21 protein-coding genes and 1 pseudogene are annotated in these 22,277 nt (G+C 61.2%); 5 read left to right on the top strand and 17 right to left on the bottom strand.

Features of this window, described 5'->3' with window-relative positions; all coding sequences use genetic code 11:
• Window positions 1-78: 78 nt before the first annotated feature.
• From recG to exbB, 5 genes are all read right to left on the bottom strand, one after another.
• Window positions 79-2,154, bottom strand: coding sequence for an ATP-dependent DNA helicase RecG (gene recG, locus AB4O36_RS26635; RefSeq protein ID WP_460119661.1), 2,076 nt, complete (start codon window positions 2,152-2,154; stop codon window positions 79-81).
• 9 nt (window positions 2,155-2,163) lie between these two features.
• Window positions 2,164-3,093 (bottom strand): LysR substrate-binding domain-containing protein, encoded by a 930-nt coding sequence (locus tag AB4O36_RS26640; protein ID WP_460119662.1) that lies wholly within the window; start codon window positions 3,091-3,093, stop codon window positions 2,164-2,166.
• 250 nt (window positions 3,094-3,343) lie between these two features.
• A complete protein-coding gene (locus tag AB4O36_RS26645; RefSeq protein ID WP_460140652.1) occupies window positions 3,344-4,090 on the bottom strand; it encodes an energy transducer TonB family protein in 747 nt (248 codons plus the stop codon).
• Window positions 4,087-4,515 carry a TonB system transport protein ExbD gene (gene exbD / locus AB4O36_RS26650; protein ID WP_460119666.1) on the bottom strand — a complete coding sequence of 143 codons (429 nt, stop codon included), beginning with the start codon at window positions 4,513-4,515 and terminating at the stop codon, window positions 4,087-4,089. Before exbD ends, AB4O36_RS26645 begins: the two co-directional genes overlap by 4 nt.
• Window positions 4,516-4,521: 6 nt before the next feature.
• A complete protein-coding gene (exbB, locus tag AB4O36_RS26655; protein ID WP_460140653.1) occupies window positions 4,522-5,502 on the bottom strand; it encodes a tonB-system energizer ExbB in 981 nt (326 codons plus the stop codon).
• A gap of 188 nt (window positions 5,503-5,690) precedes the next feature.
• On the opposite strand from exbB, the gene AB4O36_RS26660 reads away from it, so the two are divergent.
• Complete coding sequence (locus AB4O36_RS26660; protein WP_460140654.1) at window positions 5,691-6,548, top strand: SDR family oxidoreductase; 858 nt, start codon at window positions 5,691-5,693, stop codon at window positions 6,546-6,548.
• 73 nt (window positions 6,549-6,621) lie between these two features.
• Here the strand turns inward: AB4O36_RS26660 and AB4O36_RS26665 are convergent, their stop codons facing one another.
• The 6 genes from AB4O36_RS26665 to AB4O36_RS26690 all read right to left on the bottom strand — a co-directional run bounded on the left by AB4O36_RS26665 (window position 6,622) and on the right by AB4O36_RS26690 (window position 11,928).
• Window positions 6,622-7,362: a hypothetical protein gene (locus AB4O36_RS26665; protein WP_460140655.1), complete on the bottom strand. Its 741-nt coding sequence runs from the start codon at window positions 7,360-7,362 to the stop codon at window positions 6,622-6,624.
• Window positions 7,363-7,432: 70 nt separating this feature from the next.
• Window positions 7,433-7,813 carry a RidA family protein gene (locus tag AB4O36_RS26670; protein WP_003229509.1) on the bottom strand — a complete coding sequence of 127 codons (381 nt, stop codon included), beginning with the start codon at window positions 7,811-7,813 and terminating at the stop codon, window positions 7,433-7,435.
• 24 nt (window positions 7,814-7,837) lie between these two features.
• The gene (spoT, locus tag AB4O36_RS26675) at window positions 7,838-9,943 is read right to left on the bottom strand and encodes a bifunctional GTP diphosphokinase/guanosine-3',5'-bis pyrophosphate 3'-pyrophosphohydrolase (RefSeq protein WP_460140656.1); all 2,106 of its coding nucleotides are present in this window, start codon (window positions 9,941-9,943) and stop codon (window positions 7,838-7,840) included.
• A 57-nt stretch (window positions 9,944-10,000) separates the two neighbouring features.
• Window positions 10,001-10,264 carry a DNA-directed RNA polymerase subunit omega gene (gene rpoZ / locus AB4O36_RS26680; protein WP_460140657.1) on the bottom strand — a complete coding sequence of 88 codons (264 nt, stop codon included), beginning with the start codon at window positions 10,262-10,264 and terminating at the stop codon, window positions 10,001-10,003.
• Window positions 10,265-10,431: 167 nt separating this feature from the next.
• On the bottom strand, window positions 10,432-11,052 hold the full coding sequence (gmk, locus tag AB4O36_RS26685; RefSeq protein ID WP_460119673.1) for a guanylate kinase: 621 nt from the start codon (window positions 11,050-11,052) through the stop codon (window positions 10,432-10,434).
• A 12-nt stretch (window positions 11,053-11,064) separates the two neighbouring features.
• Entirely contained in the window at window positions 11,065-11,928 is an 864-nt protein-coding gene (locus tag AB4O36_RS26690) for a YicC/YloC family endoribonuclease (RefSeq protein ID WP_460119675.1), read from the bottom strand.
• 279 nt (window positions 11,929-12,207) lie between these two features.
• Between AB4O36_RS26690 and rph the strand changes: the two genes are divergently transcribed.
• Together rph and AB4O36_RS26700 are read left to right on the top strand one after the other, a co-directional pair.
• Window positions 12,208-12,930, top strand: coding sequence for a ribonuclease PH (rph, locus tag AB4O36_RS26695; protein ID WP_460140658.1), 723 nt, complete (start codon window positions 12,208-12,210; stop codon window positions 12,928-12,930).
• Window positions 12,931-12,958: 28 nt separating this feature from the next.
• Window positions 12,959-13,327, top strand: a complete 369-nt coding sequence (locus tag AB4O36_RS26700) for a DUF4870 domain-containing protein (protein WP_460119678.1) — start codon at window positions 12,959-12,961, stop codon at window positions 13,325-13,327.
• A 190-nt stretch (window positions 13,328-13,517) separates the two neighbouring features.
• On the opposite strand, the gene AB4O36_RS26705 is transcribed toward AB4O36_RS26700, so the two are convergent.
• Window positions 13,518-14,297 (bottom strand): exodeoxyribonuclease III, encoded by a 780-nt coding sequence (locus AB4O36_RS26705; RefSeq protein WP_192307121.1) that lies wholly within the window; start codon window positions 14,295-14,297, stop codon window positions 13,518-13,520.
• A gap of 82 nt (window positions 14,298-14,379) precedes the next feature.
• On the opposite strand from AB4O36_RS26705, the gene pyrE reads away from it, so the two are divergent.
• Window positions 14,380-15,024, top strand: a complete 645-nt coding sequence (gene pyrE / locus AB4O36_RS26710; RefSeq protein ID WP_460119680.1) for an orotate phosphoribosyltransferase — start codon at window positions 14,380-14,382, stop codon at window positions 15,022-15,024.
• A 178-nt stretch (window positions 15,025-15,202) separates the two neighbouring features.
• Here pyrE and argB read toward each other — a convergent pair whose 3' ends face one another.
• The 4 genes and pseudogenes from argB to coaBC form a co-directional block, all read right to left on the bottom strand.
• Window positions 15,203-16,108, bottom strand: a complete 906-nt coding sequence (gene argB / locus AB4O36_RS26715; RefSeq protein WP_192307119.1) for an acetylglutamate kinase — start codon at window positions 16,106-16,108, stop codon at window positions 15,203-15,205.
• 17 nt (window positions 16,109-16,125) lie between these two features.
• Window positions 16,126-17,499, bottom strand: a pseudogene (locus AB4O36_RS26720) (phosphomannomutase/phosphoglucomutase); the annotation flags it as partial.
• 284 nt (window positions 17,500-17,783) lie between these two features.
• Window positions 17,784-18,239: a dUTP diphosphatase gene (dut, locus tag AB4O36_RS26725; protein ID WP_460119682.1), complete on the bottom strand. Its 456-nt coding sequence runs from the start codon at window positions 18,237-18,239 to the stop codon at window positions 17,784-17,786.
• Window positions 18,240-18,243: 4 nt separating this feature from the next.
• Complete coding sequence (coaBC, locus tag AB4O36_RS26730) at window positions 18,244-19,452, bottom strand: bifunctional phosphopantothenoylcysteine decarboxylase/phosphopantothenate--cysteine ligase CoaBC (RefSeq protein WP_460126866.1); 1,209 nt, start codon at window positions 19,450-19,452, stop codon at window positions 18,244-18,246.
• Window positions 19,453-19,588: 136 nt separating this feature from the next.
• On the opposite strand from coaBC, the gene radC reads away from it, so the two are divergent.
• On the top strand, window positions 19,589-20,263 hold the full coding sequence (gene radC, locus AB4O36_RS26735; protein WP_460119684.1) for a RadC family protein: 675 nt from the start codon (window positions 19,589-19,591) through the stop codon (window positions 20,261-20,263).
• Between the two features lie 77 nt (window positions 20,264-20,340).
• Here radC and AB4O36_RS26740 read toward each other — a convergent pair whose 3' ends face one another.
• The gene (locus AB4O36_RS26740) at window positions 20,341-21,930 is read right to left on the bottom strand and encodes an ABC transporter substrate-binding protein (RefSeq protein WP_460119686.1); all 1,590 of its coding nucleotides are present in this window, start codon (window positions 21,928-21,930) and stop codon (window positions 20,341-20,343) included.
• Between the last annotated feature and the right edge of the window lie 347 nt (window positions 21,931-22,277).

Raw genomic sequence — 22,277 nt, forward strand, 5'->3', positions numbered from 1 at the left:
GGTGTGTATCCGTATTCAAACAGTGGCAGGAGTATAACCAGCTTGGTTAAAAGCATCGTCCACAAACTGCGACGGTGCTCACACTTGGCCGTATTGCTGCCCGTGGCGCAGCCAGCGGTCGAGCAGCGGGCTGACGTGGTTGGGCCAGCGTTCCAGCAGGGCTTGCGCGGCATCGCGCACCGCCGGCAGCAAGTCGGCATCACGCATCAGGTCCGCGACCTTGAATTGAAGCAGACCGGTTTGCCGCGTGCCGAGCATTTCGCCGGGACCACGCAGTTCCAGGTCCTTTTCGGCGATGACAAACCCGTCATTGGTTTCACGCATGATACCCAGGCGCTGCCGACCGATCTGCGACAGCGGCGGATGGTAGAGCAGCACGCAATGGCTGGCGGCGCTGCCGCGACCCACGCGACCGCGCAGCTGGTGCAGTTGCGCCAGGCCCAGGCGTTCGGGGTTTTCAATGATCATCAGGCTCGCGTTCGGCACGTCCACACCCACTTCGATCACGGTGGTGGCCACCAGCAGTTGCAGGTGACCGGCTTTGAACTCGGCCATGACCGCAGCCTTTTCAACCGGCTTCATGCGGCCGTGGATCAACCCGACTTTCAGTTCGCCCAGCGCGGCGGTGAGGTCCTCAAAGGTGGTTTCAGCGGCCTGGCAGGTCAGCTCTTCGGACTCTTCGATCAGCGTGCACACCCAGTACGCTTGCCGCCCCTCAGCGCAGGCGCTGCGCACCCGTTCGATGACTTCGACGCGGCGTGTGTCAGTGACCAGTACGGTGTTCACCGGAGTCCGGCCGGGCGGCAGTTCGTCGAGGATCGAGGTGTCGAGGTCGGCGTAGGCGCTCATGGCCAGCGTGCGCGGGATCGGTGTGGCGGTCATGATCAATTGGTGTGGGCACATGCGGCCGCCCACGCCTTTCTGGCGCAGCGCCAGGCGTTGCTGCACGCCGAAGCGGTGTTGCTCGTCGATGATGACCAGCGCCAGGTTCTTGAACTGGACTTCATCCTGGAACAGCGCATGGGTGCCGACCACCATCGGTGCGCCGCTGGCAATCTGTTCCAGCGCGGCGGTTCGGTTCTTGCCCTTGAGCTTGCCGGCCAGCCACGCCACTTCGATGCCCAGGGGTTCGAGCCAGCGTTTGAACGTGATGAAATGCTGTTCCGCAAGGATCTCGGTGGGCGCCATCAACGCGACCTGATAACCGGCCTCCAGCGCCTGCAGTGCGGCGAGGGCCGCCACCACGGTTTTGCCGGCGCCCACGTCACCCTGGATCAGGCGCAGCATCGGTTCATGCTGGCTGAGGTCGTAGGCGATCTCGTTGCCCACCCGCTGTTGCGCGCCGGTTGGGCTGAAGCCGAGGTTGGCCAGGTACTTCACCGGTAACCGGGTGGCTTTGGGCATCGCTGGCGCACGCAGCGAGCGCATGCTTTCGCGCAATCGCTGCTGGGACAACTGGTGAGTCAACAGTTCTTCAAAGGCCAGACGGTGCTGCGCCCAGTGATGTCCCAGGGCGAGTTCATCCACATCGGCATCGGCCGGCGGGTTGTGCAAGTAGCGGATTGCATCCGCCAGCGGCGCCAGTTGGTAGTCCCGGGCGAGTTCGGTCGGCAGCCAGTCGGGCAGGCTGGTCGGGCCAAGCATCGTCAGCGTTTGCATGCACAACTGGCGCAGGCGCTGTTGCGTGAGGCCTTCGGTCAACGGATAGACCGGCGTCAGGGTTTCATCCACGGGCGGGGGTTCGTCACCGGTGATGGCGCGGTATTCCGGGTGGTAAATTTCCAGCCCCGACGCGCCGGGCCGCACTTCGCCGTAGCAGCGAATCCGCGTGCCACGCTTGAGGCTTTCTTTTTGCGCGTTGCTGAAATGGTAGAAGCGCAGGCTGAGCCCGCCGGTGCCGTCCTGCATGCGCACCACCAGGCTGCGACGACGTCCCATGACCACGTCGGCACCGCTGACGGTGCCTTCGACCACGGCGTCCTGCCCGGGTCGCAAGTGGCCAATCGGGACCACGCGCGTGCGGTCCTGATAACGCAGCGGCAGGTGAAACAGCACGTCCTGAAGATTCTCCAGGCCGACCTTGGCCAGTTTCTCGGCCATGGCCTCGCCAACACCCTTGAGTGCCGTCACCGATACCTGCGACAACTCGGTCATGCGTGCGACTTAAGCTGCAACCACCGGCGCTGATGGCTTGGCCACCGAGCACAGGCGAATGGAGTCAGCGAGGATTTCAATCGCTTTGGGCCGTGGGAAGCTGGCGCGCCAGGCGATGGCCACGGTGCGGAAAGGAACAGGTGGCGTCAGCGGGCGCACTTCGATCACCCCAGGGGCGTAATGGTGGCTGTCCACGGCCGACAACGGCAGGACCGAGATGCCCAGCCCCGAGGCGACCATGTGGCGGATGGTTTCCAGCGAGCTGGACTCCACCGTGGTGTGCTTGGCGCCGTCACCGCCCTTGGTCAGGGTCGGGCAGGCTTCGAGCACCTGGTCGCGGAAGCAATGGCCTTCGCCAAGCAACAGCAGGCTCTTGTCGTTGAGCAGGCCGGCGTCGATGGTTTCTTTCTGCGTCCACGGGTGCTGGGCCGGCATCAGGACATAGAACGGCTCATCGTAGAGTTGCAGGGTCAGCACGTCGGCTTCGGCGAACGGCAGGGCGATGATGATCGCGTCGAGTTCGCCATTGCGCAGTTTGTCGCGCAACACGTGGGTGAAGTTCTCTTCGATGTACAACGGCATCTGCGGGGCAACCCGGTGCAGTTGTGGAATCAGGTGGGGGAACAGGTACGGGCCGACGGTGTAGATCGCGCCGACTTTCAGCGGGGCGGTCAGCTGGTTCTTGCCGGCCTGGGCCAGTTCGCGGATGCCTTGTGCCTGCTCCAGGACTTTCTGCGCCTGGGCCACGATGCCTTCGCCAACGGGCGTCAGGCGCACGGCGCTCTTGCTGCGCTCGAAAATCAGCACACCGAGTTCGTCTTCAAGCTTCTTCACGCCCACCGACAGGGTCGGTTGGCTGACGTGGCAACGCTCGGCCGCATGGCCGAAGTGCTGCTCTTGGGCGAGGGTAACGATGTAGCGTAATTCTGTGAGAGTCATAGCGAGCGTCCATGAAGTTGCGAGCCAAGCATACCGACTGCAATCGATAGACGCACGTTATCAGAGTGCGGGTGTCGAGTGACACCTTGTAATGCGTGTTTGCGGTGCCTTTGGCGTGTTCCGTCGAACCCAACCCTGTAGGAGCGAGCTTGCTCGCGATGGACTTGAGAACGCTGCGGGGTGTCAGGGACCCAGCGTCAGCGTTGAAGACCATCGCGAGCAAGCTCGCTCCTACACTACAGCTGCGTGTTTAGCGCCGGCGTTCCAGCGAGTAAACAAACGGTGCAACGATTTCAATCGAGCCGTTGGTCAGCATGCCGGCCGGAGGCTTGGGCAGCGGTTGTGCGCGGCGGATCATTTCCAGGGTAGCCCGGTCCAGATCGGCGTTGCCGGAGCGGCCCACCAGCTCGAACGACAACACGTTGCCTTCGGCATCCACCACAAAACGCAGGCGGTTCAGGCCTTCCTTGCCCCGTGCCTGAGCACTGGCCGGGTACTTTTTGTACTTGGCCAGGTGAGCGAGCAGGGTGCCCTGCCAGCTTGCCTTGGCTGCCATCTGGGCAGGGGAAGGGCCGGGTGCCGGTTGCGCGGATTTCTCCGTCGGTGCCTGAGTCGGTTGCGTGTCGGCCGGTTTTTCCTCCGAAGGTTTTTCCTTCGGCGGTTCCGGCTTTTTCTCAACGGGCTTGGGCGGCTGTGGCTTGGGCTTTGGCTTGGCCGGTTTTGGCACGGCAATCTCGGCCTTCGGCGCTTCAGCCAGCTTCGGAATCGGCAGCTCTTCCACCGGTGCCGGTGGTTGTGGTGGCGTTATCACCTTTGGCGGTGCCGGTGGTGGCGGGGCCGGAACCGGCGCCAACTCGACCATCATCGCCTGCGGCGGCAGCTCGATAGGTGGGCGCGTGGTCCAGTTCAGCGCGAGCGCAATGGCCAGCGCATGGACACCGAGCACCACCGCCAGGCTACCGCTGTAACGCGTCAGCTTTTGGCGCGTCGTGATCATTTTTTCACTGCCGTCTCGAGACCGACCAGTCCGACCTTCAGGTAACCGGCCGAGCGCAGGTTGTCCATCACGCTCATGAGGTCACCGTAATCCACGCCCTTATCGGCCTGGAAGAAGATCGTCGTGTCTTTCTTGCCGTGTGTCCTGGCGTCGAGTGTGGCACCCAGTGTTTCGGGTTTCACTTCGTCTTCGCCCAGGAACAGGCGTTGGTCAGCCTTGACGCTGAGGAACACCGGTTTCTCTGGCCGCGGCGCCGGTTTGGCGGTCGAGGCCGGCAGGTCAACCTTGATGTCCACGGTGGCCAACGGAGCGGCCACCATAAAGATGATCAACAGCACCAGCATCACGTCGATGAACGGGGTGACGTTGATTTCGTGGTTCTCGGCCAGATCGTCGTCTGCGCCTTCTTTCAAATGCAGGCCCATGGCCGATTACCCCACTTTCACCATGTGCGGTTGCGAGCTGCGCTCAGGCTGGTGGTCGAGGTCGCGGCTGACCAGCAACAGGACTTCTGCCGATGCGTCGGACACTTGCGCCTTGTAACCGGCGATGGAGCGGGCGAAGACGTTGTAGATCACAACGGCAGGGATCGCGGCAACCAGACCCAGTGCGGTGGCCAGCAACGCCTCGGCGATACCGGGAGCTACCACGGCCAGGTTGGTGGTCTGGGTTTTGGCGATGCCGATGAAGCTGTTCATGATGCCCCACACGGTACCGAACAGGCCGACAAACGGCGCGGTCGAACCGATGGTGGCGAGCACGCCTGTACCGCTGCTCATGTTGCGGCCAGCGGCTGCAACCAGACGTTCCAGTCGGAAGGCAACACGTTCCTTGATGCCTTCTTTTTCACGGGTGTTGGTCGACAGGTGCATTTCTTCCAACGCATCGTGCACCAGCAGATTGGCGAGGGTCCCCGGCTTGGTCGCGGTGGCGCTGGCATCTTTAAGGGTGGTCGCCTTTTTCAGCTGGACGATTTCAGCGCGCAGACGGCGTTTGGCGCCCAACAGCTCGAAGCCCTTGGCGATCCAGATGGTCCAGGTGATGATCGAGGCAATAGCCAGGCCGATCATCACGATTTTCACGATGATGTCAGCGTTCTGGTACATGCCCCACGGCGACAGGTCATGGGCCATGCCCAAGGTGTTGTCGGCTTCGAGGACTTCGGGCAGGTCTTCGGTGGGAGCGTCTGCGGCGACGGCTGGATCGGTGGCCGCTGGTGCCGCTTGATCGGTGCCATGTTGCGCAGCGTGATCGGCTGGCGCCGGTGCCGCGGAGGCGGCTGGGGAGGCAGGTGCCTGGGCGTCAGCGAATGCGGCGACAGGCGCCAGCATCAGGCTTAGCAACAGGGCGGCCACTGCGCTCCAGGCGCGAGGTCGTTTGGTTGGCGAGGCGAAGAATTGATTGCGTGTCATGCTGGCCGGACCTAAGGGAAAAAGACGGTAAATGTTCTTCCAGGCCTCGAAGGCCGAGAACAAAAGTGGTGGGCATTATTGCAAGTAATTCTTGTTAACAAAAGTAATAGAGTATCTTTTTTTCCTTCAGTGCTAGCCGCTCGTCCATTGCCGGCGATAGTCTGTGCCTTTGAAATAGGAGTTTTTTAATGTCCGCGCCCTCTGTATTGATTGCCGGTTGCGGTGATGTCGGCAGTCGTCTGGCTTCCCGGTTACTGAAGTTTGGCTGGGAAGTCCACGGCTTGCGGCGTAACGTCGCACGCCTGCCTGAAGGTGTGATTGGCGTCGCCGGCGACCTGTTCAACAAGGAATGCCCGGCAACCTGGCCAATCGGCGCCGTCGATTACCTGGTGTACTGCGCGGCCGCCACCGATCACGACGAAGCGGGCTATCGCGCCGCCTACATTCAGGGTTTGCAGCATGTGCTGGAGTGGTTGAACGACTACGGGCAGGCGCCCAAGCGCCTGGTGTTCGTTTCCAGCAGCAGCGTGTTCGGGCAGCAGAATGGCGAATGGGTCGACGAAACGTCGCCTGCGGTGGCGACCGGTTATTCCGGGCAGGTCATGCTCGAAGCCGAGCAAGTGGCCCTGTCCAGCGGATTCCCGGCCAGTATCGTGCGCCTGACCGGCATCTATGGCCCGGGCCGCGAATGGTTGCTGACCCAGGTGCGTCGCGGTTATCGCGTGGTGACTGAGCCGCCGTTGTACGGCAATCGGATTCACGTGGATGACGCGGCCGGATTGATTGCCTTTCTGCTGGAAGCGGATCACCGCGGCGTGGCGCTGGATGACGTCTACATCGGCGTGGACGACGCACCTGCACCCCTGGCGGACGTCGTCGGCTGGCTGCGCGAGTATCTGGGCGTCACCGAGTGGGCCGACGATGCCAGCGTGCGTCGCACCGGCAGCAAGCGTTGCAGCAATGCGCGGGCGAAGGCCTTGGGCTGGACGCCGAAGTACCCGAGTTTCCGCGAGGGGTATGCGGCGATTCTGGAAGGGCAGTGCTGAGTCGCTAGAAGCACCGCAGACCAAATGTGGGAGCAAGCCCGCTCCCACAGGGTTGAGTTGCTTCAAATTCCGCTTACTGCTTTTCCAGCAGCCACTTGCGGTTCCCTGGCATGAACTGCGGCATTTCGTCCGCCTGGGCGGTGTTCACCGCCTGGAAGATCTCCAGTTCCTTGCCGTTGCGGTTGAAGATCCAGGTGTTGCCCTGGCCGTTCAGTTGCAGCCACATGTTGTCGTTGCCGCCGCTCATCGACGCGCAGTCGCCAGCCAGGCACAACGCATAGCGATCGGTGCTCGGCAGGCCAGTCACCTGGCCGTCAGCCAGGAATTGGACGGAGTTGCCTTCGCCTGGGCCGCTGACGATCTTCCAGTCGCCGCCCATGTAGGCGGAGTACAGCGCGCGTTCGAAGCTTGCGCCCATCGGGGCGCCCTCGGGTACTGTGATCACCGCGCGATCGAAGACTTGGGCTGGCTCGTTATCGAAACCTGCCTGGCTTAATTGCTTGCCGTCGCGTTTCAATTGACTGCCGGAGCTGCCATAAAAGTCGACCTTCCAGGCGCCGGACTCTTCGACCGACAGCGTGCCGTCGACGTTCTCAAAACCGTTGGTGTAACGTGCCTGACCGGCCTTCGTGTTGACGTCCCACTCTAGGTTCGGACCATTGGCCTGGAGTGCTTCTCTCAGGGGAACGCCTTTGGCGGCCGCATCGATCGCCACCTGGTTGATCCAGGTGCCGCTGATGTCACGGTCGGCAGGGTTGCTGGCACAACCGCCCAGAATCAGGGCGAGCAGCGGGAGGGCTAGCGCTTTGCGCATGGTGGAATCCTTTCAAAACGCTTTGATACGGAGGGTAGCGGCGCAGCCCGCGAAGGCTGCGCCACAGGCATTACTCGATGACCAGGATGGCATCCATTTCAACCTGCGAACCCTTCGGCAGGGCGGCTACGCCGATGGCGGCGCGGGCGGGGTAAGGCTGGTCGAAGTACTTGCCCATGATCTCGTTGACCTTGGCGAAGTGGCTCAGGTCAGTGAGGAAGATGTTCAGCTTGACGATGTCCTTGAACGAACCGCCAGCCGCTTCAGCCACGGCCTTCAGGTTTTCGAACACCTGGACGGTCTGGGCTTCGAAGCCTTCGACCAGTTCCATGGTTTTTGGGTCCAGTGGAATCTGGCCCGACATGTAGACGGTGTTGCCCGCCTTGATTGCCTGGGAGTAAGTACCGATGGCGGCCGGGGCCTTGTCGCTGGTGATTACGGTCTTGGTCATGAATGACTCCTTGTAATAAGTGGGTCAGGCACGCATCCGGGTGATGCGGATCACACCGGTCAACGCACGCAGTTTCTTGATCACGCGAGCCAGGTGCACGCGGTCGTGCACGCTGACCACCAGTTGGACCACGCTGATGCGACCATCACGTTCGTCCATGCTGATTTTTTCGATGTTGCCGTCGGCCGCGTTGACGCTGCTGGCCAGCAGTGCGATCAGGCCGCGCTGGTGTTCGAGCTCGACGCGCAGTTCGACATTGAATTCGCCGGTGACATCCTTGGCCCACGAGAGCTGGATGCATTTTTCCGGGTTGTGGCGGATTTCGCTGATGTTGCGGCAGTTGTCCAGGTGCACGACCATGCCTTTGCCCGCCGACAGGTGTCCAACAATCGGGTCGCCCGGAATCGGCGTACAGCACTTGGCGTAGCTGAGCACCAGGCCCTCGGTGCCGCGAATCGCCAGCGGGCCTTCGGGGCTTGGCAATTGCTCGCCTTCGCCGAGCAGGCGGCGCGCCACCACGTAGGCCATGCGATTGCCCAGGCCGATGTCTTCGAGCAGGTCTTCGATCAGTTCCAGGCGATATTCGGTGAGCATCGCCTTGATGCGCTCGGCCGAAATCTGGTCCAGCGCGCTGTCGAAACCGTTGAGAACCTTGTTCAGCAGGCGTTCGCCGAGGGCAATGGATTCGGAGCGACGTTGCAGTTTCAGGGCGTGACGGATGTGTGTGCGCGCCTTGCCGGTGACCACGAAGTTGAGCCAGGCCGGATTTGGCCGGGCCCCCGGAGCACTGACGATCTCGACCGTGGAGCCGCTTTGCAGCGGTTCGGACAGCGGTGCGAGGCGACGATTGATCCGACAGGCGATGCAACTGTTGCCCACGTCGGTGTGCACCGCATAGGCGAAGTCGACCGCCGTGGAGCCTTTGGGCAGCTCCATGATCCGGCCCTTGGGCGTGAACACATAGACCTCGTCCGGAAACAGGTCGATCTTCACGCTCTCGATGAATTCCAGCGAGTTGCCGGCACGTTGCTGCATTTCCAGCACACCCTTGACCCACTGGCGGGCGCGGGCGTGAGTGCCTTTTGGCTGTTCGTCGCCGCTGGACTTGTAGAGCCAGTGGGCAGCGATGCCGTTGTTGGCCATCTCTTCCATTTCGCGGGTGCGGATCTGGATCTCGATCGGCACACCGTGCATGCCGAACAGCGTGGTGTGCAGCGACTGGTAGCCGTTGGCCTTGGGGATGGCGATGTAGTCCTTGAAGCGACCCGGCAACGGTTTGTACAAATTATGCACAGCACCCAGCACGCGGTAACAGGTATCGACCTTGTCGACGATGATCCGGAACGCGTAGACGTCCATGATTTCGTTGAAGGCCCGACGTTTGCCGCGCATTTTCTTGTAGATGCCGTAGAGGTGTTTCTGGCGACCGCTGACCTCGCCCTGGATGCCGTCGATGGCCAGGCAGTGGCTGAGGGATTCTTCGATCTTGTTGACGATTTCCTTGCGGTTGCCCCGGGCGCGTTTGACCGCCTGGTTGATCCGCGCGGAACGCATCGGGTGCATGGCCTTGAAACCGAGGTCTTCGAATTCTATGCGGATGGCGTGCATCCCCAGCCGGTTGGCGATGGGAGCATAGATTTCCAGGGTCTCCTTGGCGATGCGCCGGCGTTTTTCGCCGGACAGCACTTCCAGCGTGCGCATGTTGTGCAGGCGGTCGGCCAGCTTGACCAGGATCACGCGAATGTCGCGGGCCATGGCCATGGCCATTTTCTGGAAGTTTTCGGCTTGCGCTTCGGCCTTGGTCTCGAAGTTCATCTGGGTCAGTTTGCTGACCCCGTCGACCAGTTCGGCCACGGTTTCGCCGAACTGCGCCTGCAGCGCTTCCTTGGCAATACCGGTGTCTTCGATCACGTCATGCAGCATCGCAGCCATCAGGCTCTGATGGTCCATGTGCATGTCGGCAAGAATATTGGCCACGGCAAGAGGATGCGTGACGTACGCCTCGCCACTGCGGCGGCGTTGGCCGTCGTGGGCTTGTTCGGCGTAGAAGTACGCTCGGCGGACCAGGTTGACCTGGTCCGTGCCGAGGTAGGTCGATAAGCGATCGGCGAGGGCGTCTATGCTCGGCATGATGACTCCTGCCACAGGCTGTGATCCCGCGCCGTGCTACGTCGACCAGGCATAGGCTTAGACGACCTCGTTGGACTCGTCCTCGAACGCAGCGAAAAGCGGTTCATCTTCAACGATTTCGGCTTCGGCGATAGCGGCGTAGTCGATCAGGCCTTCAGCGATTTCACGCAGGGCGACAACGGTAGGCTTGTCGTTTTCCCATGCTACCTTCGGCTCTTTGCCGCCGGTGGCCAGTTGACGGGCACGCTTGGTAGAGAGCATGACCAGCTCAAAGCGGTTATCCACGTGTTCTAGGCAGTCTTCAACGGTTACGCGGGCCATGGTATTCCTCGGAGCGAATGCAAGATGCGCGCTGCCCGGTTGGGCGAGCGGACTCAACAGTTTAAAAAATCACCAGCGATTAGGGAAGCGCTGTTTTTTTGACCAGGCCCTTCGACGCGCTGCAAGTGCCAATGTAAAGCGCTTGCAGCGGTTTTGGGAAGAGGTCTTTAGTCGAGCAATTGGGCCAAAAGTTTGCCGTGTCGCTGCTGTTGGCGCTTCTGGTTGAGCTGGTTGGCGCGGAAAATCGCCTGCAAATCGCGCAACGCGTGGGCGAAATCGTCGTTGATGATCAGGTAGTCGTAGTCGACGTAATGACTCATTTCGCTGACGGCTTCGCGCATGCGGCCATCGATGATCTCGTCGCTGTCCTGGCCGCGATTGGTCAGGCGCTGATGCAAGGCCTGCAACGACGGCGGCAGGATGAAGATCGAACGGGCCTGGGGCATCAACTTGCGCACTTGTTCCGCGCCCTGCCAGTCGATTTCCAGGATCAGGTCGTGGCCTTCGTCCAGGGTCTGCTGCAGGTGGCTTTGCGAAGTGCCGTAGAGATTGCCGAACACTTCGGCGCGCTCAAGGAAATCGCCGTGCTCGATCATCTTCACGAAGTCGCTGCGCTCGACGAAGTGGTAGTTCACGCCATTCACTTCACCGGGGCGCATGGCGCGGGTGGTGTGCGAAACCGAGACGCGGATCTCCTGGTCGGCGTCGGTCAGGGCCTTGACCAGGCTGCTCTTGCCTGCGCCCGAAGGGGCGGAAATGATGTACAGGGTGCCGGTGCTGTGGGTCATGTCGGGGTTGCCTTACTCAATATTCTGCACTTGTTCGCGCATCTGCTCGATCAACACCTTGAGGTTGACCGCCGCCTGGGTGCTGCGCGGGTCGAAGGCTTTGGAGCCCAATGTGTTGGCTTCGCGGTTTAGTTCCTGCATCAGGAAGTCCAGGCGTCGCCCGGCCGCGCCGCCGGACTTGAGCACCCGGCGAACTTCGATGATGTGGGTGCTCAGGCGATCCAGTTCTTCGGCGACGTCGCTCTTCTGAGCGAGCATGACCATTTCCTGTTCCAGGCGCTGTGGGTCCATCTCGGCTTTCATATCGGCAAAGCGGTCGAGGACTTTCTGTCGCTGGGTGGCGAGCATCTGCGGGACCAGCTCGCGCAGGGTCACCACGTCTTGTTCGATGGCGCTCAGGCGTTCGTTGATCAGCCGCGCCAGCTCCGCGCCTTCGCGCTCGCGACCAGCCTTGAGTTCCTTCAGGCCTTCATTGAACAGCGCCAATGCCTCGGCGTTCAGTGCTTGCGGGTCGGTTGCATCGCCGACCAGCACGCCTGGCCACGCCAGCACTTCCAGGGGGTTCAGGGCTGCCGGGTTCTTGATCAGGCTGGCAATGGTTTCGGCCGCCGCCACCAGTTGCGCGGCGCGCTCGCGATCCACTTGCAGGGCCTTGCCGGTGTTTTCTTCGGTAAAGCGCAGGGTGCATTCGAGCTTGCCCCGCGAGATAGCCTGGCGCAACGCTTCGCGGGCCGCGCCTTCGAGGTCGCGGAAGGTCTCGGGCAGGCGCAGGTGCGGTTCCAGGTAGCGGCTGTTGACCGAGCGCAGTTCCCAGCTCAGGGTGCCTTGGGCGCCGGCTTTTTCGACGCGGGCGAAGGCGGTCATGCTGTGTACCATGGGGGTACCTCGCAATTGGGCTTTGCGTTACCAGAGGTTTCGCGCAATCCGATATCTGTGAATTAAAGCCGACAGGCAGCAAAGGCGCAGGATTGTAGCGCAGTGGGGTGAATGCGCCCAAACGCAGGGCGCGACAAACGGCTGCACGCCGTCGGTTAAGCGCTGTTCCAGGCTCAAGCACGGGCCTTCAATCGTCGGGCGGGTGTTTTAGAAGTGCCCAGGCTCGGTGCACGGCTCTATAATGCCCGCAGTTTTCCGTCCCCCGTACAGGTATTCCCTATGAAACGTCCAAGTGGTCGCGCCGCCGATCAGCTCCGCTCGATCCGCATCACCCGCAACTACACCAAACACGCCGAGGGTTCTGTACTGGTCGAGTTCGGTGATACCAAGGTCATCTGCACCGTCAGCGTCGAAAACGGCGTGCCACGGTTTCTCAAGGGCCAGGGTCAGGGCTGGTTGACCGCCGAATACGGCATGCTGCCGCGCGCCACCGGCGAGCGTAACCAGCGTGAAGCCAGCCGTGGCAAGCAGGGTGGACGTACCCTCGAGATCCAGCGTCTGATCGGCCGCTCGCTGCGCGCGTCCCTGGACATGTCCAAGCTGGGCGATGTCACCCTGTACGTCGACTGCGATGTGATCCAGGCGGATGGCGGCACCCGTACCGCGTCCATCACCGGCGCCATGGTTGCACTGGTCGATGCGCTGAAAGTGATCAAGAAGCGCGGCGGCCTGAAAGGCGGCGACCCGCTCAAGCAAATGATCGGTGCCGTTTCGGTCGGCATGTATCAGGGTGAAGCCGTACTCGACCTGGACTATCTTGAAGATTCGGCCGCCGAGACCGACCTCAACGTGGTGATGACCAGCACGGGCGGTTTCATCGAAGTTCAGGGCACTGCTGAAGGTGCGCCGTTCCAGCCTGAAGACCTGAACGCGATGCTTGATCTGGCGAAAAAAGGCATGACCGAGATTTTCGAACTGCAAAAGGCCGCACTGGCCGACTGATCAAGCCGCTCCAGACAAGGAGGACATCATGAATGACGAACAAGAGCTGCTACCGACCCCCAGCAAAGAGGCCCGGCAGTGGGCAATGTTCTGTCACCTGTCCGCCTTGCTGGGCATCTGGATTCCATTCGGCACGCTGATTGGCCCATTGATCCTGTGGCAGATGAAGCGCGAGATGGATCCTTTTGTCGATGCGCAGGGCAAGGAAGCGCTGAACTTCCAGATCACCGTCGCCATCGCGTCCGCCATCTGCTTCCTGCTGATGGTGGTGATCATCGGCTTCTTCCTGTTTGGCTTGATCGCCATCGGTGCGCTGGTGCTGACGATCATTGCCGGGGTGAAGGCCAATGAGGGCTTGCCTTACCGGTATCCGTTTACCTGGCGGTTGGTCAAATAATGATCGGCTGATTCACCTGATCATCTGTAGGAGCGAGCATGCTCGCGATGGTCTGTAACGATAACGCGGGGATTCAGGCACCCCGCGGTGTTCTGGCGTCCATCGCGAGCATGCTCGCTCCTACAGGAAGGCAAAAAGTGCACACAAAAAAGCCGACAGTCATGTCGGCTTTTTTGCGTGCTGCAAACGCTTAAATGGTCAGCGTCCAGTCGTAGTCAACGATCAGCGGCGCGTGCTGCGAGAACCGTGGCTGACGAGGCAAGCGTGCGCTTCGTACGAAACGGCGCAGGCCCGGCGTCAGGATCTGGTAATCGAAACGCCAGCCGAGATTGAGCATCTCGGCCTGTTCGTTGTCCGGCCACCAGCTGTACTGGTCGCCTTCACGGCTGACTTCACGCAGGGCATCGACATAGCCCATGTTGCCGACAATCTCGTCCATCCAGGCACGTTCAGGTGCCAGGAAGCCCGGGGATTGCTGGCTGTCACGCCAGTTCTTGATATCCAGCTTCTGTTGCGCCACGTAGAGCGAGCCACAATATATGTACTCGCGACGTTTGCGCCGCTGTTTATCCAGATAACGGCCGAAGTCGTCCATTAGCTTGAACTTCTGGTTCAAGTCTTCATCGCCGTTCTGCCCCGAAGGAAGCAGCAAGGTCGCGATGCTGACCTTGTCGAAATCGGCTTGCAGGTAGCGCCCGTAGCGGTCGGCTGTCTCGAAGCCGAGACCGCTGATGACTGCCTTCGGTTGCAACCGCGAATACAAAGCCACGCCACCTTGGGCAGGAACTTCAGCTTCGCAGGCATAAAGGAAGTAGCCATCCAGTTGGAAGGCTGGATCGTCCAGTTCAAAGGCGGAGGCGCGGGTGTCCTGCAGGCAGATGACGTCGGCATTCTGTGCTTGCAGCCAACTGAGCAAACCTCGCTCGACTGCAGCCTGAATACCATTGACGTTCACACTGATGATCCGCATAAATGGCCCCAAAAATCGCGTGCGTGTATGATACACGGCGTCAACCTATTTAGCTAAATCCGTGGTATTTGGGGTTTTTTTCATGCAGGCGTATCAGCGCGATTTCATTCGTTTTGCCATCGATCGCGGCGTTTTGCGCTTCGGTGAGTTCACCCTGAAGTCCGGGCGCACCAGTCCGTATTTCTTCAATGCCGGCCTGTTCAACTCGGGTTCCGCCCTGGCTCAACTGGGTCGTTTCTACGCAGCGGCCATCGTGGAAAGCGGTGTTTCGTTCGACGTTCTGTTTGGCCCGGCGTACAAAGGCATTCCATTGGCAGCCGCTACCGCAGTGGCCCTGGCTGAACACCATGATCGTGATCTGCCATGGTGCTTCAACCGCAAGGAAGCCAAGGCCCACGGTGAAGGCGGCAGCCTGGTCGGCGCGCCGTTGACCGGTGATGTGCTGATCATCGACGACGTGATCACCGCCGGCACCGCCATCCGTGAAGTGATGCAGATCATCGCCTCCCAGGACGGCGCCAAGGCCAAGGGCGTGCTGATTGCCCTGAACCGTCAGGAGCGCGGCAACGGTGAGTTGTCGGCCATTCAGGAAGTCGAGCGTGACTTCGGCATCCCGGTGATCAGCATCGTTTCGCTGAACCAGGTGCTGGAATTTTTGGCGGACGATCCGCAGCTCAAGCAGCACCTGCCAGCCGTCGAGGCGTATCGCGCGCAGTTTGGCGTCTGATCCCCGATCCCCTGTAGGAGCGAGCTTGCTCGCGATGGCGGTGAGTCAGGTACTTAAATAGTGGCTGACACACTGCCATCGCGAGCAAGCTCGCTCCTACAGGTAATGTGTGGGATCGAAGGCAAAAAAAGACCCCGCCCGGCCAGGCCGAGCGGGGTCTTTTTGTATCTGTCAGCCCTTACGGACGCTTGCGATTGCTGATCAGGGTGCCCACGCCGGTATCGGTGAAGATCTCCAGCAGGATCGCGTTCGGTACGCGACCGTCGATGATCAGCGAGCTGCCTACGCCGCCCTGGACCGCTTCCAGCGCGCAACGGATCTTGGGCAGCATGCCGCCGTAGATGGTGCCGTCGGCGATCAGCGCGTCGACCTGCTGGGTGCTCAGGCCGGTCAGTACTTTGCCTTCCTTGTCCATCAGGCCGGCGATGTTGGTCAACAGCATCAGCTTTTCGGCTTTCAGTGCCTCCGCAACTTTACCGGCCACCAGGTCCGCGTTGATGTTGTACGACTCGCCGTTGGCACCCACACCGATCGGCGCGATTACCGGAATGAAGTCGCCCTTGACCAGCAAGTTCAGCAGGTCGGTGTTGATGCCGACCACTTCGCCTACATGGCCGATGTCGATGATTTCCGGCTGGGTCATCTCCGGGGTTTGGCGGGTCACGGTGAGCTTCTTCGCGCGAATCAGCTCGGCGTCTTTACCGGTCAGGCCGATGGCGCTGCCGCCGTGACGGTTGATCAGGTTGACGATGTCCTTGTTCACCTGGCCGCCGAGGACCATTTCCACCACGTCCATGGTGGCAGCGTCGGTGACGCGCATGCCATCGACAAAGTGGCTTTCGATCGACAGGCGCTTGAGCAGGTCACCGATTTGCGGGCCGCCGCCGTGAACCACCACCGGGTTGATGCCCACGGCCTTCATCAGCACGATGTCGCGAGCGAAGCCGGTTTTCAGCTCCTCGCTTTCCATCGCGTTGCCGCCGTACTTGATCACCAGCGTCTTGCCGACATAGCGGCGGATGTAAGGCAGCGCTTCGGACAGGACCTTGGCGGTGTTGGCAGCGGCTTCGCGTTCGAGGGTCATTCAGGGCTCCGGGTGAATCAGAACGGTAGTTGGAGATCAGGTGCAACACGCTTCAACTGGACGCGGAAAACGTCCTGGATGCGCGAAAGTTCTGCCTCGTCATCGGCCTCGAAGCGCAGCACCAGCACCGGCGTGGTGTTGGAGGCGCGAACCAGGCCCCAGCCTTTGGCATAGTCGACTCGCACGCCGTCAATGGTGGTCAGGTCGGCGCCTTCGCCCCACTGCGCGTCGTGCAATGCATCAATGATGCTGAATTTGCTCTCTTCGGTCACATGGATATTGATTTCCGGCGTAGAAATATCGTTCGGGAAGGTCGCGAACAGCTCCTCCGCGTTGGATTTTTCCTTGCTCAGGATCTCCAGCAGCCGGGCGGCGCTGTAAATGCCGTCGTCGAAACCGAACCAGCGCTCCTTGAAGAAGATGTGCCCGCTCATTTCGCCGGCCAACAGGGCGCCGGATTGTTTCATTTTCTTTTTGATCAACGAGTGACCGGTCTTCCACATTAGCGGCCGGCCACCGTATTCCTTGATCAGCGGCGTCAGTCGACGGGTGCATTTGACGTCGAAAATGATTTCCGCGTCCGGGTTGCGCGCCACCACGTCGCGGGCGAACAGCATCAGCAGGCGGTCCGGGTAGACGATGCTGCCGGTGTTGGTCACCACGCCGACACGATCGCCGTCGCCGTCGAAGGCCAGGCCGATGTCGGCGTTGGTTTCCTTGACCTTGGCGATCAGGTCTTCGAGATTCTCGGGTTTGCCCGGATCCGGATGGTGATTGGGGAAGTTGCCGTCGACTTCACAGAACAGCGGGATGACTTCGCAGTTCAGCGCTTCGATCAGTTGCGGGGCGATCACGCCGGCGGCGCCGTTACCGCAGTCGACCACGACTTTCAGGCGGCGCGCCAGTTTGATGTCCTGGACGATTTGCGTGTTGTAGCGATCGAGAATTTCGACTTGAGTGACGCTGCCGTTGCCGCGGGTCAAGTTGTTGGTCTTGAGGCGGTCATGCAGGGCCTGGATCTGCTCGTTGGCGAGCGTGTCGCCGGCGATGACGATCTTGAAGCCGTTGTAGTTCGACGGGTTGTGGCTGCCGGTGAGCATCACACCGGACTTGCCCGCCAGTACATTGGCGGCGAAGTACAGGGCAGGCGTCGGCACCAGGCCGACGTCGCTGACGTGGCAGCCCGCTTCGGCCAGGCCCTTGATCAGTTGAGCCACCAGTTCCGGACCCGACAGGCGGCCATCACGGCCTACGCAAACGTTCGGTTCACCTTGGGCCAGGCTCTGTGCGCCAATGGCGCGGCCCAGCCAGTAGGCGGTCTCGGCATTGAGGAACTCCGGAACGGTGCCACGAATGTCATAGGCGCGGAAAATGCTGTCAGGGAACTTGGGTACGACGGTGGCTGGGGTGTTCATCTGTAGGGATGCTCCATCTCGAAAATGACTGGACCTGTGCGCGGAAAAAGCTCGCCGGCTGGCTCAAACTGAAGGGTATGACGGCGTTTTGCGCAGAGAGTTCGTGGTGCGAAAAGGCCATGCCACCCAAGCGGGCTCGCATCCGAGCCACCAATGCCTTGATTTCAGCGCTAAACCCTGCAGATCACCTCGGTGCAATTTTCATCCTGAAAATGCCGAAAACGGATCAGGCCGGGCAGGGCGCCCAGCCTGAACTTGGATCAATGGCGGCCGGAATGCCCGAAACCACCCGTGCCACGCTCGGTTTCTACGAACTCTTCGACCATTTCGAAGTGGGCCTGTACGACGGGAACCAGCACCAGCTGGGCCAGGCGCTCGCCAACCACGATGTTGAAGTCGTTTTGGCCACGGTTCCAGCACGACACCATCAGCGGGCCCTGGTAATCGGAGTCGATCAGGCCGACCAGGTTACCCAGCACGATACCGTGCTTATGCCCCATGCCGGAGCGCGGCAGAATCAGCGCGGCCAGGCCCGGATCACCGATGTAGACGGACAGGCCGGTCGGGATCAGCAGGGTTTCACCAGGCCGGATGATGGTGTCCTTGTCCAGCATCGCGCGCAGGTCGAGGCCGGCGGAGCCTGGCGTGGCGTACTGGGGCAGCGGGAATTCGCTGCCGATGCGTGGGTCGAGGATTTTGGCTTGCAAAGCGTGCATTGAATTAAACCTGGTTCAGACGTTCGGCGATAAAAGTGATCAGTTGGCGAGCGATTTTGCCCTTGCTGGTCTGGGCGAAAAGCGTGGCGTGCAGCTCTCGGTCGATCACGCTGCAGGCGTTTTCTTCACTGTTGAAGCCAATGCTCGGGTTGGCGACGTCGTTGGCGACGATCAGATCGAGGTTCTTGTCTTTCAACTTTCGTGCAGCGTAGTCGAGCAGGTGTTCGGTCTCGGCGGCGAAACCGACACTGAACGGACGGTCGGGACGCGTGGCAATGGTGGCCAGGATGTCCGGGTTGCGCACCATCTGTAGCAACAGGCCGTCGCCGCTCGTAGGGTCTTTCTTGAGTTTTTGTGGGGCGACCACTTCCGGGCGGTAATCCGCGACTGCTGCCGAGGCGATGAACAGGTCGCAAGGGATCGCGGCTTCGCAGGCGGCCAGCATGTCGCGGGCGCTGACTACGTCGATTCGCGTGACGCGATCCGGGGTCGGCAGATGCACCGGGCCGGTGATCAGGGTGACGCGGGCGCCGGCTTCCACTGCGGCTTCGGCCAGGGCAAAGCCCATTTTCCCGGAGCTGTGGTTGGTGATGTAGCGCACCGGGTCAATGTTTTCCTGGGTCGGGCCAGCGGTGATCAGTACGTGTTTGCCCGTCAGCGCCTGGCGTTTGAAGCAGTCAGCGGCGCATTGGGCGAGATCGACGGCTTCGAGCATGCGGCCCAGGCCGACGTCGCCGCAGGCCTGGCTCCCGGAGGCAGGACCAAAGGCCTTGATGTCGCGGCTTTCGAGGACTTGCAGGTTGGCCTGGGTCGCCGGATCGCGCCACATGGCCTGGTTCATTGCCGGGGCAATGGCGACCACGGCATCGGTGGCCAGCACCAGCGTGGTCAACAGGTCATCGGCGATGCCTTGGGCCAGGCGGGCGATCAGGTCGGCGGTGGCCGGGGCGATCAGCACCATGTCGGCCCATTTGGCCAGCTCGATGTGGCCCATGGCGGCTTCGGCCGCAGGGTCCAGCAGGTCCAGGTGGACCGGATGGCCTGACAACGCTTGCATGGTCAGCGGGGTGATGAACTCGCTGCCACCACGGGTCATGACCACGCGCACCTCGGCGCCCTGGTCGATCAGGCGGCGAACCAGGTCGGCGCTCTTGTAGGCCGCAATGCCGCCGCCGACGCCCAGAACGATGCGTTTCCGATACAGCCGCTGCATAGGTCTGCCTTTCATTTCGTTGATGACTGTGTGGCGATACCCCCTCCCCAGGAGTGAAATCGCCCACAAAAAAGATGGGCTAAGATATCACAGCGACCGCTATGGAGCAGCGGCGCCCACAGACCAGGGAGGTGTTATGAGTATTCGCAATTGGCCGGCGGCGGAGCGGCCGCGGGAGAAACTGTTGGAGCAGGGCTCGACGAGTCTCTCGGACGCCGAGCTGCTGGCGATCTTCCTCCGTACCGGGGTGTCCGGTAAAAGCGCCGTGGATCTGGCGCGCCATCTATTAAGCCAGTTTGGCAGTCTGCGCCGGTTGATGGAGGCAGATTTGCGCACCTTCAGCGGCCAGCTCGGTCTCGGGCCGGCCAAGTTCGTGCAGTTGCAGGCGGTGTTGGAGATGGCTCGGCGACATCTGGCGGAGCGGCTTCGGCATGATTCCGTACTGGAGAATCCCGTGGTGGTGCGTGAGTACCTCAAGTCGATGCTGCGCCATGAGCCCCATGAGGTTTTCGGCTGCCTGTTCCTTGATTCCAAGCACCGAGTGCTGGCGTTCGAGTCGCTGTTTCGCGGCTCCATCGATACCACCAGTGTTTATCCGCGCCAGGTGGTCAAGCGTGCCCTGGCCCACAACGCTGCGGCGTTGATTCTGTGTCACAACCACCCATCGGGCAATTCGGACCCCAGTGAAGCTGATCGAAAATTAACCAGGCGCCTGCAAGAGGCGCTGAGCCTGATCGATGTGCGCGTATTGGATCACTTCATCATCGGCGATGGGGATCCGTTGTCGATGGCAGAGTATGGGTGGATGTAGGGGAGCAGCTTCAAGCTTCAAGCTCCAAGCTCCAAGCTAAAGCGGTGCGAGGACTGCTTTAACTTGGAGCTCGAAGCTTATGGCTTGAAGCTGATTTTAGAATAATCCTGCCGCCCAAACGGGCTCACCGTATAACCGGTGACGTCCTTGCGTGTCAGGGCGAAGGCCGTCGGGTGGGCCAGTGGCAGCCAGAGTGCCTGTTGCTGGATCTGCGCTTGTGCCTGTTCATACAACTTGGTTCGTACGCCTTGTTCGCCCGTGGTCTTGCCGGCACTGATCAGCCGGTCCAGGTCCTGGTTGCAGTAGCGGGCGAAGTTGGTGCCGGACTTGACCGCAGCGCAGGAAAACTGCGGCGTGAGGAAGTTGTCCGGGTCGCCGTTGTCGCCCGCCCAGCCCATGAACAGCAGGTCGTGTTCGCCGGCCTTCGCCCGGCGGATCAGTTCGCCCCATTCGATCACCCGAATTTCGGCCTGGATGCCGATTTCCGCCAGGTCCGATTGCAGCATCTGCGCGCCGAGGCTCGGGTTGGGGTTGAGCAAGCTGCCCGACGGGCGCGTCCAGATGGTGGTCTGGAAGCCTTCCTTGAGTCCGGCCTTGGCCATCAGTGCCTTGGCTTTCTCGACATCGTGCGCGTAACCCGGCAGGTTCTTCGCGTAGCTCCAGGTGTTTGGCGGGTACGGACCGTTGGCCGCTTCGGCGGTGTCTTCGAACACGGCTTTGAGGTAGCTGGTCTTGTCGAACGCCAGGTTGATCGCCTGCCGCACCTCAGGTTTGTCCAGCGGCGGGTGCTGGCTGTTGATGCCGACGAACGCCGTCATGAAGGCGTCGGTCTTTTCGACTTTCAAGGTCGGCTCTTTCAGCGCTGCTTGCACGTCCAGAGGTTTAGGCGACAGGGCGATCTGGCATTCGTTACGCCGCAGTTTCTGCAAGCGGACGTTGGCGTCCGGCGTGATGGCGAAAATCAGGGGGTCCACTGAAGGTTTGCCACCAAAGTAGTCCGGGTTGGCCTTGTAACGAACCGAGGCGTCTTTCTGGAAGCGTGTGAAGACGAATGGCCCGGTGCCAATCGGCTGACTGTTGAGTTTCTCGGGCGTGCCAGCCTTCATCAGTTTGTCGGCGTACTCGGCCGAGTAGATCGAGGCGAAACCCATGCTCAGGGTGGCGAGGAAAGTCGAGTCGGCGTGATCCAGCGTGAAGCGCACGGTCAGCGGGTCCAGCGCGTCGATTTTCTTGATCAGCGTTGGCAGTTGCATCGATTGCGCGTGCGGGAAACCGCTCTGGGCGACTTTATGCCAGGGATTCGCCGGGTCGAGCATGCGATCGAAGCTGAACTTCACGTCTTCGGCCGTGAGGTCGCGGTTCGGACTGAAATACTCGGTGCGGTGGAACTTCACCTGCGGGCGCAGCTTGAACACGTAGGTCAAACCGTCGGGCGTGACTTCCCAGCTCTCGGCCAGCCCGGCGACCACTTTGCCGCTGGCAGTGTCGAAGTCCACCAGGCGGTTCATCAGCACGTCGGCCGAGGCATTGGTGGTGGTCAGCGAGTTGTATTGCACCACATCGAACCCTTCCGGGCTGGCCTCGGTGCACACGCTCAGGGCGGCGGCCTGGGCCAATGGGCTCAACAGAAGCGGGGCAAGCAACAGCGGTAGGGCAGCAAGGCGCATGGTCGGATTCCTTTACAGATCGAAGGCCCATCTGCAAGTGCAGTCTGGAAAAGGCTTACCCTAGTGGGCTCCTTTGCAAATGACTATCCCCTTTTTCATTTTTAGGGGACGAGGTGCCCTTGTTTTTGCAGGCGTCGACCGGGAAAATCGTCGGGATCGCCTGTAAGGCGGTTTTCTGCGACGAGCGGTCGCCAGCGTCGGCAGCCTTTGTTCAAGGCGCCTGAAGCCGGAAAATTGGGGTTTTTGTTGATTCAGCGCACACCGAATGTTGTTGCACCCCAGTCTTTCTGGTATAAAGCAGCGCTCTTTTCTAGGGGCCCGGTTCCTTCACTGTAGGTGTAGCCGGT

The organism is Pseudomonas sp. S2_E01 (assembly GCF_054668365.1).